The organism is Flavicella sp. IMCC45668, from assembly GCF_057219105.1.
Genome location: NZ_CM170114.1, coordinates 2,244,729 through 2,259,272, shown reverse-complemented (window position 1 = coordinate 2,259,272; position 14,544 = coordinate 2,244,729). Strand labels below are relative to the sequence as shown.

The 14,544-nt window shown below is 33.0% G+C and carries 15 protein-coding genes; 5 read left to right on the top strand and 10 right to left on the bottom strand.

What is annotated here, in order from left to right; translation table 11 throughout:
• Positions 1–35: 35 nt before the first annotated feature.
• Positions 36–1,301, top strand: coding sequence for a hypothetical protein (locus AC2DZ0_RS09360; RefSeq protein WP_484641457.1), 1,266 nt, complete (start codon positions 36–38; stop codon positions 1,299–1,301).
• Here the strand turns inward: AC2DZ0_RS09360 and AC2DZ0_RS09355 are convergent.
• The 3 genes from AC2DZ0_RS09355 to AC2DZ0_RS09345 all read right to left on the bottom strand — a co-directional run bounded on the left by AC2DZ0_RS09355 (position 1,298) and on the right by AC2DZ0_RS09345 (position 3,384).
• Positions 1,298–2,059 (bottom strand): class I SAM-dependent methyltransferase, encoded by a 762-nt coding sequence (locus tag AC2DZ0_RS09355; protein WP_484641456.1) that lies wholly within the window; start codon positions 2,057–2,059, stop codon positions 1,298–1,300. The genes AC2DZ0_RS09360 and AC2DZ0_RS09355 overlap by 4 nt on opposite strands.
• Positions 2,060–2,071: 12 nt before the next feature.
• Positions 2,072–2,890, bottom strand: coding sequence for a type I methionyl aminopeptidase (gene map / locus AC2DZ0_RS09350; protein WP_484489791.1), 819 nt, complete (start codon positions 2,888–2,890; stop codon positions 2,072–2,074).
• Positions 2,891–2,976: 86 nt separating this feature from the next.
• Complete coding sequence (locus AC2DZ0_RS09345; RefSeq protein WP_484641455.1) at positions 2,977–3,384, bottom strand: BT0820 family HAD-type phosphatase; 408 nt, start codon at positions 3,382–3,384, stop codon at positions 2,977–2,979.
• Positions 3,385–3,609: 225 nt separating this feature from the next.
• Between AC2DZ0_RS09345 and AC2DZ0_RS09340 the strand changes: the two genes are divergently transcribed.
• The gene (locus AC2DZ0_RS09340) at positions 3,610–4,323 is read left to right on the top strand and encodes a T9SS type A sorting domain-containing protein (protein ID WP_484641454.1); all 714 of its coding nucleotides are present in this window, start codon (positions 3,610–3,612) and stop codon (positions 4,321–4,323) included.
• Between the two features lie 116 nt (positions 4,324–4,439).
• Here the strand turns inward: AC2DZ0_RS09340 and AC2DZ0_RS09335 are convergent, their stop codons facing one another.
• The 3 genes from AC2DZ0_RS09335 to gpmI all read right to left on the bottom strand — a co-directional run bounded on the left by AC2DZ0_RS09335 (position 4,440) and on the right by gpmI (position 7,868).
• Positions 4,440–5,714 (bottom strand): YHYH protein, encoded by a 1,275-nt coding sequence (locus tag AC2DZ0_RS09335; RefSeq protein ID WP_484641452.1) that lies wholly within the window; start codon positions 5,712–5,714, stop codon positions 4,440–4,442.
• A complete protein-coding gene (locus tag AC2DZ0_RS09330; protein WP_484641451.1) occupies positions 5,714–6,181 on the bottom strand; it encodes a hypothetical protein in 468 nt (155 codons plus the stop codon). The genes AC2DZ0_RS09335 and AC2DZ0_RS09330 overlap by 1 nt, the downstream gene beginning before the upstream one ends.
• Positions 6,182–6,350: 169 nt before the next feature.
• Positions 6,351–7,868 carry a 2,3-bisphosphoglycerate-independent phosphoglycerate mutase gene (gene gpmI / locus AC2DZ0_RS09325; RefSeq protein ID WP_484641449.1) on the bottom strand — a complete coding sequence of 506 codons (1,518 nt, stop codon included), beginning with the start codon at positions 7,866–7,868 and terminating at the stop codon, positions 6,351–6,353.
• A 189-nt stretch (positions 7,869–8,057) separates the two neighbouring features.
• On the opposite strand from gpmI, the gene AC2DZ0_RS09320 reads away from it, so the two are divergent.
• Positions 8,058–8,345 (top strand): rhodanese-like domain-containing protein, encoded by a 288-nt coding sequence (locus AC2DZ0_RS09320; protein ID WP_484489785.1) that lies wholly within the window; start codon positions 8,058–8,060, stop codon positions 8,343–8,345.
• Between the two features lie 47 nt (positions 8,346–8,392).
• Here AC2DZ0_RS09320 and AC2DZ0_RS09315 read toward each other — a convergent pair whose 3' ends face one another.
• Genes AC2DZ0_RS09315 through AC2DZ0_RS09305 form a run of 3 tightly spaced genes read right to left on the bottom strand, consistent with a single transcriptional unit; the run spans position 8,393 to position 10,549 of the window.
• On the bottom strand, positions 8,393–8,743 hold the full coding sequence (locus AC2DZ0_RS09315; RefSeq protein WP_484489784.1) for a hypothetical protein: 351 nt from the start codon (positions 8,741–8,743) through the stop codon (positions 8,393–8,395).
• Positions 8,744–8,801: 58 nt separating this feature from the next.
• Positions 8,802–9,749, bottom strand: coding sequence for a GSCFA domain-containing protein (locus tag AC2DZ0_RS09310; RefSeq protein WP_484641447.1), 948 nt, complete (start codon positions 9,747–9,749; stop codon positions 8,802–8,804).
• A gap of 5 nt (positions 9,750–9,754) precedes the next feature.
• Complete coding sequence (locus AC2DZ0_RS09305) at positions 9,755–10,549, bottom strand: DUF2797 domain-containing protein (RefSeq protein ID WP_484641446.1); 795 nt, start codon at positions 10,547–10,549, stop codon at positions 9,755–9,757.
• 202 nt (positions 10,550–10,751) lie between these two features.
• Between AC2DZ0_RS09305 and AC2DZ0_RS09300 the strand changes: the two genes are divergently transcribed.
• Positions 10,752–12,290, top strand: coding sequence for a GH3 auxin-responsive promoter family protein (locus AC2DZ0_RS09300; protein WP_484641445.1), 1,539 nt, complete (start codon positions 10,752–10,754; stop codon positions 12,288–12,290).
• A gap of 49 nt (positions 12,291–12,339) precedes the next feature.
• Positions 12,340–13,512: a carboxypeptidase-like regulatory domain-containing protein gene (locus AC2DZ0_RS09295; protein ID WP_484641443.1), complete on the top strand. Its 1,173-nt coding sequence runs from the start codon at positions 12,340–12,342 to the stop codon at positions 13,510–13,512.
• An 11-nt stretch (positions 13,513–13,523) separates the two neighbouring features.
• Here the strand turns inward: AC2DZ0_RS09295 and AC2DZ0_RS09290 are convergent, their stop codons facing one another.
• Complete coding sequence (locus AC2DZ0_RS09290) at positions 13,524–14,501, bottom strand: polyprenyl synthetase family protein (protein WP_484641441.1); 978 nt, start codon at positions 14,499–14,501, stop codon at positions 13,524–13,526.
• Positions 14,502–14,544 lie beyond the last annotated feature (43 nt).

Genomic DNA, 14,544 nt, shown 5'->3' with positions numbered 1-14,544 from the left:
TATTTTTTTAATAACCGTTGTTTACTTCAAATTATATGTACAGAATTCTCTTTCTTTTATTGTTTTTTTCTTCTCAGTTTTATGGGCAATCTAGTGCTGAGATTGCAGAGATATATTTGGTGAAATCTGAAGAGCAATTGGAAAACAAAGAGCTGTCTAAGGCTTTGGTTTATTTTGATAAAGCGAAGAACTTATTGGGTAATGAATCTACCGCTAAAATGGAAGAAATTGGGACAATGATTTATTTTCAATTAGAAAATTACCCAGTAGCTAAAGAGCATGCTAAGAAATATTTTAATCTCACAACAGATAAAGGTTCAGAACGATATAATGAGGTACTCTATTTATACGTAGATATTGAAGAAAAAATTGAAGCAGAGAACAAAATAAAAGCGGAGCTTCTGGCGGCTGAATTATTAAGGAAAAAAGAGGAGCGTAGGATTGATTCCTTGACAACATTGTGGTATCAAAAATCAGCGGAAATGTCAGTTTTGGCTGATTCTATTTATTCTTTTGATAAAAATGGTGTAGCTGTATTTAAGAACGAAAAAGGTTTTTTCGGTATTATTAATGATCAGGGAGTTGAATTAGTCAAGCCGGCTGCTTATACAAACTTTTATCATTACGATGGTAAGGTAGTTTTAATGGAAGGTTTAAAAAATCAGTTTTCAAAGGTGATGGTTTATAAAACGGATTCAGAGGAAGCAATACTTTTGCCAAATGTTTCAAGTTTTAATCCATTGTCTACCAATTACGGGAAAGTGATGTTGCCTAGAGAGAATAATTTATTAGTCACATATCCAAATAACTCGAAACGTGTTTTAGTGTATGATTTAGACGCAAAGAATTATAAAAGTACGACAAACTTGTCTGAGTATTATCAGTATTGGAAAGATCATAAAGTCATTAAAAAATTTAATAAAGAGAATCAAATCAAAATAGATAAGGAATATTTAAGTTTTGGTGGTGATTTAGGAGGTTTCAGTGCTTTTTATAATGAAGATGGAAGCTTATTCGGTTATATTTCTTTAGGTGGTGCTATCGTTTCTTCTAGCAGTTATAAATATCTAGGAACCCTACACAACGGAGCAGTAGAGGCAATTGGTGAGAATGGAAAATCTTTTTGGTTGAATGAAAAAGGTAGTACTATCCAAAAACCAATAAATAAAAATGGAATTTATCAAGGTACTACTGCTCTTGTTAAGAGTAACTCAACTTATCAGTTTGTGAATGAGAAAAATGAAATTATAAAAGAAGGTACTTCTTTAGTAAGCTTAGATGAGTTTTTAAAATCTCATTAGGGTTTGATACAAACGGGTAAAATTTCAGAAGGGGCTAATCTAAATTTCTCAATTTCTTCGTTGCTAGCGAGGTCCGAAGATTTTATTTCTGATACCTGAAAGCCAATGTTTCTAAGTTTGTTAAAATAATCCTTTCCGTATATTCTTACATGGTCGTATTGTCCGAAATGAATTTTGCGATCTTCCGGATCTGTAATAGAAAAATCTTCATAGGTCTTTTCTCTGTCCAATTCTTGAGGGACTTGAAAAATTCCCATTCCTCCTGGTTTTAAAACTCTAAATAATTCTTGCATTGCTTTTTTATCATCGTTGATGTGTTCTAGCACATGATTGCAAAAAATTATATCATAAGAATCATCCTTAAAAGGGAGCGCACAAATATCTGCTTTTACATCTGCCAAAGGAGAATATAAATCTGTGGTAAGGTAGTCTAGATTTTTTTGTTTTTTAAAAAGCTTATAAAAACATTGCTCTGGAGCTACATGTAATACCTTTTGATTTTTTGAGAAAAAATTAGTGCTTTTCAGATACAACCATAATAGGCGGTGTCTTTCTAAAGAAAGCGTTCCAGGGGCAAGTACATTTTCTCGTTGTATGCCGTATCCATAGGGAAGAAATTTTCTAAATGACTTGCCATCTATTGGATCTGTAAAGTTATCCCCCCTTAGGTAAAAACTTACAAAAGGTTGGGCTAAATAACTCATCTTTATTAAAAATGGCCTAGGAATGGTATTTAAAATAAGTTTAAAAAGCGACATTCAGGAGCATATTTAGAGTACAAGTGGTACACTTCTGAATTCATCTTCCGCATTGGTTTCTATACCTAAAGCTTCATCAATGTATTTAAAGGTAGAAAGTAATTCTGGTTTTCCGTTTACTATCGCAACATCATGCTCAAAATGAGCAGAAGGTTTACCATCTTTAGTTAAAATGGTCCATCCATCATTTAACTGATTGATGCTTTTAGTACCCATGTTTATCATCGGCTCTATGGCAACAACCATTCCTTCGGTGAATTTTTTTCCGCGTCCTCTTTTTCCATAGTTTGGCATTTCAGGGTCTTCGTGCATTACACGACCCAATCCATGACCTACTAATTCTCTTACAACTCCATAACCACGGTCTTCTGTGTATTTTTGAATCGCATAACCTACATCTCCAACACGATTACCTGCTTTGAATTGACGAACACCTTCGTACAAACTTTGTTTCGTTACTTCCAAAAGTTTTTTAGTTTCAGGATCAATTTCTCCTACTTCAAAGGTATAAGCATGATCTCCATAAAAACCATTTTTCAAGGCACCACAATCAATTGAAATAATATCTCCTTCAACTAAAGGATCTTTATTTGGAATTCCGTGAACTACTTGAGCATTGGGACTCATACAAAGCGTATTTGGAAAATCATACAAGCCTAAAAAGCCAGGTTCTGCTCCATGATCCCTAATAAAAGCTTCTGCTAAAGTATCTAGATGTAAAGTGCTAACGCCTGGTTTAACCTCAGTAGCAAGCATTCCTAATGTTTTAGATACAATGAGTGCACTTTCGCGCATCAATTCAATTTCTTCTAACGTTTTTATAGTTATCATAAAGGCTATGTTTTTCTGAGCGCAAAGTTACTTTAAATAAAATATTTTTAATCGGAAAATTAAAAATTATTATGATGTAAGAAGTTCTATTTTTTCAGAAAGGAGAAAAAACCTTTGTTTTTCTTTTTCAATTGAGGTGTATCTTCGAAAAATATTTGATGTACTTTACCCCAACCAATAAAGCCACCAACATTTCGATCATCAATAAACAAGTCAGCATAGATTTTAGGAGAGGTTTTGCCATCCTGAATTTCTTCGGGATAGTTTTTGTTAATAGCGTAAAATTCAATTCCGTTTGCGCTACAAAATTCCACAGCTTCGTCTAATTTCTCTCCATGTCTAACGGTCCATAAAATTAATCGATGCCCTGCACTTTGAAGTTTTTTTAAAGTTGAAAAAGCAAATAGTTGTTCTTTTCCAATTTTTGGGTAGTTGTCTTCAACGATGGTACCATCAAAATCAACTCCAATAATAATGTGCTTGTGAAGTGCCATAGGTTTAGGGGTTAAGAGTTAGCAAATTACAATTTTTGTTGCTTATAACCTATTTTAAAAACTGTCTAGTTGTCTAGTTTAGACAGTTAATTGTCTAGGAGGTAGTTGACTAGTGTTATTATTTTAAGGTATTTAATAGACTTGATCTTCACATTTGGGCTTTTGGTTTTGAGCGGATTTAAGCATGTGTTATTTTAGAAGAATAACTAAAACTTAATTTAAATTATGAAAAAAATTACACTCATTATTGCTTTGATTTCTGGTATGTTAAGCTATGCACAAATCGTTCCTCCAACATTTACATGGACCAATAAATCAGATTATTTACTATCAGGAGAATATGTTGTGAAACCAGGTGATGTGTTGAGTTACACTATTGATTATACTTTAGGATCAACTGATGGTGTTCCCGATACAAAATGGTTTACGTTAGTAGCTTTTCAAGAAAAAGCATATGATGCTGCTGCAGATGCAAATCTAGGTAGCGATTGGATTACTGTGGATGGTGCTGGACCTTCCTATGCGGATCCAACAGGGACAATTACCATCCCTGGTTCTCAAGATTTATCCTCTGATGAAACTAAGTCTTACAGAGTTTTGATCTATTTAGCTTATTACAAAGGAGGTGACACAAATATGCAAGTTTTTGGAGGAGCAGGAGCAAGCGATAATCAATTGATTTCAGTTAAGTCGCAAGCGGAAATTGATTTGTTAAGTATAGAAGATTTTGAGCAGTCTCCATCTATTGGGGCTTATCCTAATCCAACACAAGGAATTGTAAATTTTGGAAAAGAAAGTTCTGTCTTTTCTGTTTTTGATGTAACAGGTAGATTGGTTGCTTCCCCTGCTGGAGGAAAGTCAATTGATGTTACATTTTTGCCTTCTGGAATATACTCTGTGAAAACGGACTTTGGTATTATTCAGGTAATTAAAAATTAGATTGAAATTTTTATTTTACAAAAAAAGCCTAGGAGAAATATCTCTTAGGCTTTTTTTGTGATACTATTTACCACGATGTTGAAGGTAATATGTAGCTTATGTACTCACACCTTTGTTTAAAGGTTGTTTTGCTTGTTAATGATAATTTTTTTAATCACACTGGTACTTGCTATTGAGATTTTTAGATAATATATTCCATCCGTTAAACCTATTACATTTTGCTGTTTAAGGTTCTCTTTGCTCAAAATTAACGTTCCCATGCTATTGAATAACTCAGCTTGGTAAACTCCCTCAGGGATTGTGGTTGGTGTTAGGATTTTGAAAGAGGTAGTTACGACCGTAGGGTATACTTTAATTTTATTTACAAAATCTAATTTTTGTACAGCTAAAGATGGACTCGCCGAGCAACTTGTGTCTGCGGATGAATCTGGGCATACGTTAGAGGGGCCTATCAAAAAGGATTCATCTACATGTGCTCCTTTAAAACATCTAGGTATATATGGCCAACTATCAGTAAGTATATAGTAATACGTACCTTGTGGGTAATCAGGTGTAACTCCGTATCGACCATTGCATTCATCTAAGTCAGTATTCACTTGTACAAATTCATAATCTTCAATATACAAACCATCATCTCCATTATCATCGTTTGATTCGTCATCATAGGCTCCTCCTGGGGCGGAAAAGCCATCTCCTGGTCGATTCCCAGATTTTAGTTGCCACCCAGAATCAAACGCTATAATAGGGCTATTACTATCGTTTGCGTTTGTGTATGCGTATTTGTAATAAACCGGATAGCCATCTGCCGCATATCCTACTATAGGAGAGAATGCAGTTCCATCGATTCCTAAGTTTACACCGGTGGTTTTTGTGAAGTAATCAGTTGCAATGGAATGGTAATGGTATTCGCCTTTCGCATTCAAATGTGCGCCCTGAGAGTTCATACCAAAAGCTTTTACGGCTTCAATATTCCAATCGTAGTTATATTCGCCGGTTGCAATGCCAGTTTCTGAATCTAAAATTTCAAAATATTCAGTAGAGCTTGGCGCGTATAGTACACCGTTTTCGGCAACACCAAATTTATAGGATCCATCAGTATTACATCCCTGAGCTTCATCATCTCCATACAATTGCGTAGTGCTTGCTCCCAAGGTTGGGTAGGCACACATAGTCCAGGTATCATCTTGACCTAAAACACTAAACCCCCCATTGAGACCACCGGCAGCATGATTTGGAATAGAGTTAGCATATACATATTTTACGTTTCCGGAGATCTCTGTGCATACTGCATTTTCCGATTCTTCGGCAAAAATGACTGCAGAATCGCATTGAGCATAGCTAGAGGAGCTTATAAATATTATTGAGCAAAAAATTAGTTGTAAAGTTTTCATTAGTAGGTAGCGTTTATAGAGTTGTGATCTTCGTTCAGTTTGAAAAGACGTTTTTTGTTTTGAAGGTATAACCAAAAATCAAAAGAAGTATGGTGGTCATTTAGGAAAGTAAGTCCTTTATTTTTGATATTTAACGAGTTTATTTTTTTGTCTTTAGTGGTTTTGAATTTGAGGGTTATGAATTTCGCTTCCGAAATGGTAGTGTTGTATACCAAAGGGACTGTTTTATCATTGATGCTAATACCAATGTTTTCTTGAATTAGATTTTGTAACATCAATAAATCTTTGAGCTCATCATTGTAGTTTTTTAATGAACTATGAAGTTTAGGGATGTTTTCTTTTGGAAATACAAAACTATATTCCAATGCATCTTTTGTTTCTTTAACCCTGCAGATTCCAATACTTTGTACATGCAATGTTAAAGAACATAGCACAAAATAGAGGGCTAATACTATAATTTTTCTCATGTTGTTTTTTTAATTAATAACAAGATACAAATAGAAAACCCTAAACTTTTAATTTGTAATTAATTGTTTTTTGATGAAATTAATGAAAAGCAGTGTTTTATTAGTTGATTTCATAAAAAAAAGCCCGATACAATTTGTATTGGGCTTTCTGATTATTTAAAAAATCTCTTTATAACAAAGAGTGACATGTCATTTCCTCTGGTTGTTTTACTCCCATTAATTCTAATATTGTTGGTGCTACATCACCTAGTACACCATCATTAATAGATTTCAAATCTTTGTCTATTAGGATCATAGGAACTGGGTTGGTAGTATGTGCAGTATGAGGGCTTCCGTCAGGATTCATCATTGTTTCACAGTTACCATGATCAGCGATAAGTAATGTTGAATACCCGTTAGCCAAACCTGTTTCAATAACAGCTTGCGCACATTCATCAACAGCTTCACAAGCTTTAATTGCTGCATCCATCATTCCCGTATGACCAACCATATCACCATTTGCAAAATTTAAGCATACAAAATCAGCTTCACCTTTCTCTAAATCTTCACAAAGAGCTTCTTTTAATTCGTAAGCACTCATTTCAGGTTTAAGATCATAAGTGGCAACTTTAGGAGAGTTTCTTAAGATTCTTGATTCCCCTTCAAAAGGAGTTTCTTGTCCGCCTGAGAAGAAGAAAGTAACATGAGGGTACTTTTCTGTTTCTGCAATACGGATTTGTTTTTTCCCTGCTGCAGAAAGTACTTCACCAATGGTATTTTTGATATTGTCTGTATTGTAAATTACATTTATTCCTTCAAAACTCTCATCATATAAAGTGATGGTTGTGTAGTATAAATCTAATTTTTTCATTCCAAAATCAGGGAAGTCATTTTGAGATAATGCATTTGTTAATTCTCTACCTCTATCGGTTCTATAGTTAAAGAATAGAACAACATCTCCTTCTTTAATTTGTGTTTTCGGAGTACCATCTTCATTTGTTACTACAATCGGTTTGTGGAATTCATCTGTAATACCTTCCGCGTAGTTTTCATTAATTGCATTAATGATGTCTGTAGTTTTCTTTCCTTCAGCATGCACCAATCCATCATAGGCCTCTTTAACTCTTTCCCAACGATTATCTCTATCCATTGCATAGTAACGACCAGTTACTGTCGCAATTTCTCCAGTAGAAATATTCATATGCTCTTGAACTTCATTTAAAAAGTAAGGAGCAGACTTAGGATCGCAATCACGTCCGTCAGTAAAGGCATGTAAGAATACATTCTCTACTTCATTCTCTTTGGCTACATCTAAAATTCCTTTTAAATGATCAATATGTGCATGAATTCCACCATTAGAAACAAGTCCTAATAGATGAACATTTTTATTGTTTTCTTTAGCGTAATTCAAAGTATCTAAAAGTACTTTTTCTTTACCTAATGTTTTTTCTTTAACAGCTTTGTTGATACGTGCTAGGTTTTGGTATACAATTCTACCAGCTCCAAGGTTCATATGTCCAACCTCAGAATTTCCCATTTGGCCTTCTGGCAATCCAACATGTTCACCATCTGTACGCAATGTAGCATTTGGGAATTTGTTATATAGACCGTCTATATATGAAGTTTTTGCATTAAAAACAGCAGAGACTTTAGGGTCTTGTGTAACACCCCAACCGTCTAATATCATCAAGATTACTTTCTTATCCATGTTGTAAAAATTTAATTGCCCAAAGATAAAAATGATTTATGAATAATATTTGAATAGCAGTAAATATTAACGAATTCGTTTGAGTTTGTTAGATAAAATAATTTAGGTACTTAAGATTTGATCTAAATTTATAGTTAATTTATTTTCTTATTTATTAATTTTGTTAGCGAACAAACTAAAATAAAAAAAATGGCAAACTTTGATAATGAAAAAATTCAAGAATACTTGAAAAATGGGGCAGTTGTATTGGATGTAAGAACTGACGCTGAATATGCTGAAGGGCATGTTTCAGGATCTGAACATATCGTGTTAGATAGAATACCTGGAAATATTTCTACAGTAAAAGACTTAGGGAAACAAGTAATTGCTGTTTGTAGAAGTGGTGCTAGAAGCGGTCAGGCTACTGATTTTTTAAAGCAACACGGTATTGATATTATCAATGGTGGTCCATGGGAAAATGTAGATCAATACATGTAAAAATATTTAAACAATAAAAAAAGCGACTAATTATTTAGTCGCTTTTTTTATAACCTATAGTCAGGTCTTTTGTGCAGTTTTATTTTTTCTAAAACATAAAATAAGGATCCGATCATTGCCCCTGTAAAGGTACCCATATTGATAGGGTCGAAATGATGACCAGTTATTAAAAATTTTGCATAAAAAACTACAATACCAATAACTAAGCATCCCATAAATAAATTGAATGGTTTGATATGTAGGTTAGCATAACTCCCACAAAATAAGCCAACCAATAAGGTGCTAAGCGTAATTTTTGTGTAGATTACTTTTTCAAAAGTGTAATCATGCACAAAATAGCTGCTTATTAACATTCCAAGCAGGGCTCCAGTGATAATTCCAATACTAATCTTTTTCATTTTTTTGTATATAAGTAAATATACTAAAAAAAAATATGTGATTTTTATTTAATCGCGACTAGAAAGAAATATTGAAATTATTTTTTAAATCTATAATTTTCTGTTCTAGGTTGATTTTGAAGTTTTTATGTTGATCTGATTCAGGGTTGAAAGGTTTGTGAGCTAAGCCTTTTTGAATTGTTTCAATAGTTTTTTGAAGTTTTACCGTGTCCTCAGAGATCCATGTTTTTTTAAATTGTTCCCAGATATAATCAACAGCAAGTTGGTTTGGATGCAAAAGGTCATCTTTATAAAATCTATAATCTCTTAAATCATCCATCATAAGCTCATAGGCAGGAAAATATTTTGTATTCGCATCCAAAGAATTGTGAATGGCGGAAATTAAATGAGACTTGCTTATTGTATTTTGCACCATGCCATCTTTTTGATGCCTTACTGGACTCACGGTAAAAATAATTTGAACCTCTTTGTTGCAGTTCAATATATCTTTTTTTATCGTTTCAATGCTGTTTTCTATTTCCGAAATGCTCAATAGTTTTTTCTCAAATTCTCTTTGTGGAATTTTATGGCAGTTGGCAACTGTTTGCTTTGTCTCTGTTACTTGATACACCCAACTTGTCCCTAAGGTGATGATGATATGTGATGCAGATTTTATTTTTTTTTGAGTTTCTAAGATTGTTTTGTTGATCTTTTTAAGAACAGCATTTTTATTAGGACCCGAAAAATCTGAATGATGATTGAAGCTATGCCAAAGATCATTATGAGAAATGAGTTTATTTTCAGTGTATTGGATTCCTTTGATACATTCAGAAATTGCTTTTTCAGCGGCTACGGGGTTGAATAAAATTCCATAAGGATTGGTAGATGACTTGAATTTTAGATATTCAAATTTTGCTCCAATATTCTCAGAAAAACATGAACCAAATAATAAAATATTTGAATTGTAATTTATGGTGTTTGATTCTTGTTTTATTTTGAATTGCGTTCTGAATGTGGAATCCGTCATTGCGCTTAGATATTTAATGAAACTACCAAGCCTTCATTGTTCCTAACGTTAAACACAGTTCCGTCTTCAAAAATTAAATATTGACCTTTTACACCTTTCAAAACACCTTTGTAAGAATTGGATTTGATGATGTTCAAACTTTTAATTTTTGTAGGGTATTGGTTCACTGGATAATTTAAATCAAGAATGTTTTCAGACGCATCTAAAATATAGGGATGTACTTCTTCAGGTATATATTGAATTAGTTCTTCTTTTTTTAGTTTTAGATCTCCATCAAAAACATCATTCTTTAGCATTTTTTGCCAACTTGTTTTATCACTTACATATTGTTTTAAAGCAACCTCTGCAATACCTGCAAGATATCTGTTGGGTACTTCTAATATAGACAAGGCTTTGCTGGCTCCTTGATCTATCCAACGCGTTGGTACTTGTGTTTTTCTGGTTACACCAACTTTAATTTCACTAGACAAAGCAAGGTAAACGATATGTGGTTTTAATTGCACAGATTTTTCGTACTCTAAATCTCGATCTTCGATACCTAAATGTGCCTTACTCAATTCAGGTTTCATGATCCAATCACCGGCCGATGGCTGTTCGTAAAAACAATCATAACAAAAACCTTGTCGGAATATTTTTTTTTGTTTTCCACAACTCAAACATTGATAGTTTTCAAATTGAAGCTCTACTTTTCTGTCTAGTAGCTGATTGAGGTTTAAAAAATCATCACCCATTTCTAAATAATATTCTATGGTTTCAGAATATTCTGTATTCATTTTTTTTAAAACTCCTTGGTATTTCATTTGTGGAATGTTGTTGATGTGAAATTTATTTTAGTGTTTGTACTTTAAAAAAAAACACTAAATTTAACTTGATAAAGATAGGTATGTATTTTAAATCTTGAAAATTTAAAATTTTAAAATGCTTATTTTTTATGGGCTCAAATAGCTCCATCAGATTTGAATTAATTGAGAATAAAATCAGTGTTTAGATACTTTAATTGTTATGAAATTTTTATTTGTTAGTTCCATTCTTTCATGGTTTTTAAAAAAAAGGAAGCATCAACTTGATCTTTTTATCAAGTATCCGGTTGAAGTGCAAAATGAACTTTTATTAAACCTTTTGAAAACGGCTAGAAATACCGAAATTGGAAAGAATTATGGGTTTAAAAAAATTTCTTCATACAATGATTTTTCTAAGATAGTTCCCATTCAGAAATATGAAAGTATTGAAGAAATGCTTGAAAGGACTAGGAGGGGAGAACAAAATATTTTCTGGCCCTCTCACATTAAATGGTTTGCCAAATCTAGTGGTACCACAAGTGCAAATAGCAAATATATTCCGGTAAGTGATGAGGCTATTGAGTATTGTCATATGAACGCCGGAAAAGATATGTTATGCCTTTTTTTAAATAACAATCCAGAGGCTGATTTATTTTCGGGTAAAAGTTTAAGACTTGGCGGTAGTAGTGCTGTATATGAGGATAACAATACTTATTTTGGTGACCTATCGGCAATAATTATTGAGAATATGCCTTTTTGGGCGGACTTTAGTAGTGCTCCAAAGCAAAAAACGGCTTTGATGAGTGAGTGGGAAGAAAAAATGAATGCCATTGTTCAAGAGACAATTCAAGAAGATATTACGAGTTTGGCAGGAGTCCCTTCTTGGATGCTGGTATTGCTCAATAAAGTTTTAGAGGTTACCGGAAAAGATAATATTTTAGAAGTTTGGCCTAACCTGCAAGTTTACTTTCATGGTGGTGTAAATTTTACGCCTTATAGAGAGCAATACAAAAAAATAATACCAAGTGAATCGTTTCGATACTGTGAAACCTATAATGCCTCAGAAGGTTTTTTTGCCATTCAGGATCAGAATAATTCTGATGAGTTGTTATTGATGCTAGATTATGGGATTTTTTATGAATTTATTCCGATGTCTGATTATAATGGAGAAGATTCTAAGGCGATTCCATTAGATGAGGCTAGGATGGGAGTTAACTATGCTATAGTAATTACAACTAATTCTGGTTTGTGGCGCTATTTGATTGGAGATACCGTAAAGTTTACAAGTCTTACACCTTATAGAATTCAAATAACAGGTAGGACAAAACATTTTATCAATGTGTTTGGAGAAGAGTTGATTATTGAAAATACGGAGCACGCACTTGAGATAGCCTGTAAACAAAGTGGTGCTGAAATATTAGATTATACCGTTGCACCAATTTTTATGGAAGGTAAAGAAAAGGGAGCTCATGAATGGATGATTGAATTTAAAAAGGAGCCAGTTTGTAGAACAAAATTTAGTGAGTATTTAGATATAGCCTTGCAAAATGTTAATTCTGACTATGAGGCGAAACGTTATAAAAATATGACACTTGGTTTTCCGAAAATAAATTTCTCAAGAGAAAATTTATTTTACGATTGGTTGAAATCTAAAAATAAGTTGGGAGGACAACACAAAATACCAAGGCTTTCTAATAATAGAAAATTGTTAGAAGAGTTGCTGGTTTTAAATAAAAAACAAAATTGTATATTGTATACCTGAACAATAACCAATGGATTTTGAGAATAAATCCGAATATTTAACTAAACTTATGAATATTAAACTTATTATCAATAGCTTCATTTTTGGGGTTGTATTTTCATTTCTCAATGTATCGGCACAGAATAAAAATATTGAAGTAAAAGGTGTGATTTTAGATGAAACTGATGTTACCATTCCTTATGCTTCCATCAGTATTGTTGCAAAAAGTAAAGGAACCTCTAGTACCGATGAAGGGGAGTTTTCTCTTTACGTTTCGGAAGATGAGTTGAAGGATACCCTTACGATTTCTTCTTTAGGTTTTAATTCAGTTAATATTACTGTTGCAGATTTTTTAGCGACTAAAGACAAAAAAATTATTTTATCGGAGAGTGCAATTCTTATGGATGATGTGGTTTTGTTGAGTGATAAAACGTATGTTTTGAATGCCTTAAAAAACCTAAAAACTAATACTTTGAGTTCCACACATATGTCGGAAATGTTATTTCGTCGTGCTACAACTGAAGGAGGTACCTCTAAATTTTTTGTAGAAAACTATATTAAATATATCGATAGGGGGCCAGCATACGGAATAGGACGATTACAAGTTACAGAGGCTAGAAAATCGGCTGACTATAGAGTGTGGAAATCTAAAGATTGGAATCATTGGATAAATGGGATGATTCAGTTAAATCCATTACATAGTAAAGTTGATTCTCAGCACAGAAGAAACTTGAAAAAATTTGATTGGAAAAAAACAGGAAGTTCTTCTTATGAAGGAGAAGATGTATTAATTATTCAAGGACAAAATCCTAAAATTGATTGGGAAAGAATTACGTTATATATTGGTATAGATACCTATAAAGTTTATAGAATTGAACGAGGTAGAACAATGTATTTGTACAAAACTCATAAAAGTGGAAAATTAGTATTAAGTTATTTCAATCACGAATGGGTGTTGCAAGATGAAAGAATACCTGAAAAATACAGAAATACTATCGCTAGTAGAACCTCTTATAAGGCGGAGGCCACATTGTATTCAGTAGAAACTGATAAGTCTAAAATGAGAATAAAAGATTACGGAATCGATAAAGATATGGGATTGTTGGATTTGCCTTATCATTCGGAGTTTTGGGCAAATTTAAGTTTACCACCAGATACTAATTTCTACAAGAAGATAAAATCTGATATTGAAGGATTGTATGGTGTTCCCTTAGAAACTCAATTCAAACTTGTAAATAAATAATAGTTTCGTAATTATTTTTTTCTGTCAACAACGTAGTTAATCATTGTTTTTAGAGATTCTTTGTATTCAGATTCTGGGTAGGTATTCAGTATAGAAAGGGCCTTGTTTTGATAGGTTTTCATTTTACTAATCGTGTATTCGATACCTCCATTTTCTTTTACAAAGCTAATTACTTCTTTAACACGTTGTTTGTCTTTGTTGTGCTTTTTAACAGAATTGATCAACCACTTTTTGTCCTTATCAGAGCAATTGTTTATGGTATAGATAAGGGGCAAAGTCATTTTTTGTTCCTTGATATCTATTCCAGTCGGTTTACCGATGTTGCTTTCTGAATAGTCAAAAAGATCATCTTTAATTTGAAAAGCAATACCAATCAATTCACCAAATTCGTGCATTTTTTTTATTTCTTCCTCATTGGCTCCTACAGAGGCAGCTCCGATAGCGCAACATGCAGCAATTAAAGTAGCCGTTTTTTGTCGGATAATTTCAAAATAAACATCTTCGGTAATGTCTAGTCTTCTCGCTTTTTCAATTTGTAAAAGTTCTCCTTCGCTCATTTCCCTAACCGCTACGGAGATCAATTTTAATATGTCGAAATCGTCATTGTCAATAGATAACAATAGACCTTTTGATAGTAGAAAATCACCAACTAATACGGCAATTTTATTTTTCCATAGAGCATTGATAGAGAAAAATCCTCTTCTTCTATTACTGTCATCTACAACATCATCATGTACCAGTGTTGCCGTGTGTATCAATTCAATAACGGAGGCACCACGATAGGTGCGTTCTGAAAATTTTCCATTAGAAACCATTTTTGCCACTAGAAAAACGAACATAGGACGCATTTGCTTCCCTTTTCGTCTGACAATATAATAGGTAATTCTGTTTAATAATGGAACTTTAGAGAGCATAGCATCTTTGAACTTTTCTTCAAAAAGTTCCATCTCTTTTGTAATTGGAAATTTAATTTGCTCTACTGCTTTCATTGATGAAAGTTGTTCTCTAAAGGGGTTAAATTAAGGAGGTGTA

Coding starts and splice junctions, on each gene's coding strand:
- AC2DZ0_RS09360 (WP_484641457.1), top strand. CDS start 36: ATGTACAGAATTCTCTTTCTTTTATTGTTTTTTTCTTCTCAGTTTTAT.
- AC2DZ0_RS09355 (WP_484641456.1), bottom strand. CDS start 2,059: ATGTCGCTTTTTAAACTTATTTTAAATACCATTCCTAGGCCATTTTTA.
- map (WP_484489791.1), bottom strand. CDS start 2,890: ATGATAACTATAAAAACGTTAGAAGAAATTGAATTGATGCGCGAAAGT.
- AC2DZ0_RS09345 (WP_484641455.1), bottom strand. CDS start 3,384: ATGGCACTTCACAAGCACATTATTATTGGAGTTGATTTTGATGGTACC.
- AC2DZ0_RS09340 (WP_484641454.1), top strand. CDS start 3,610: ATGAAAAAAATTACACTCATTATTGCTTTGATTTCTGGTATGTTAAGC.
- AC2DZ0_RS09335 (WP_484641452.1), bottom strand. CDS start 5,714: ATGAAAACTTTACAACTAATTTTTTGCTCAATAATATTTATAAGCTCC.
- AC2DZ0_RS09330 (WP_484641451.1), bottom strand. CDS start 6,181: ATGAGAAAAATTATAGTATTAGCCCTCTATTTTGTGCTATGTTCTTTA.
- gpmI (WP_484641449.1), bottom strand. CDS start 7,868: ATGGATAAGAAAGTAATCTTGATGATATTAGACGGTTGGGGTGTTACA.
- AC2DZ0_RS09320 (WP_484489785.1), top strand. CDS start 8,058: ATGGCAAACTTTGATAATGAAAAAATTCAAGAATACTTGAAAAATGGG.
- AC2DZ0_RS09315 (WP_484489784.1), bottom strand. CDS start 8,743: ATGAAAAAGATTAGTATTGGAATTATCACTGGAGCCCTGCTTGGAATG.
- AC2DZ0_RS09310 (WP_484641447.1), bottom strand. CDS start 9,749: ATGACGGATTCCACATTCAGAACGCAATTCAAAATAAAACAAGAATCA.
- AC2DZ0_RS09305 (WP_484641446.1), bottom strand. CDS start 10,549: ATGAAATACCAAGGAGTTTTAAAAAAAATGAATACAGAATATTCTGAA.
- AC2DZ0_RS09300 (WP_484641445.1), top strand. CDS start 10,752: ATGAAATTTTTATTTGTTAGTTCCATTCTTTCATGGTTTTTAAAAAAA.
- AC2DZ0_RS09295 (WP_484641443.1), top strand. CDS start 12,340: ATGAATATTAAACTTATTATCAATAGCTTCATTTTTGGGGTTGTATTT.
- AC2DZ0_RS09290 (WP_484641441.1), bottom strand. CDS start 14,501: ATGAAAGCAGTAGAGCAAATTAAATTTCCAATTACAAAAGAGATGGAA.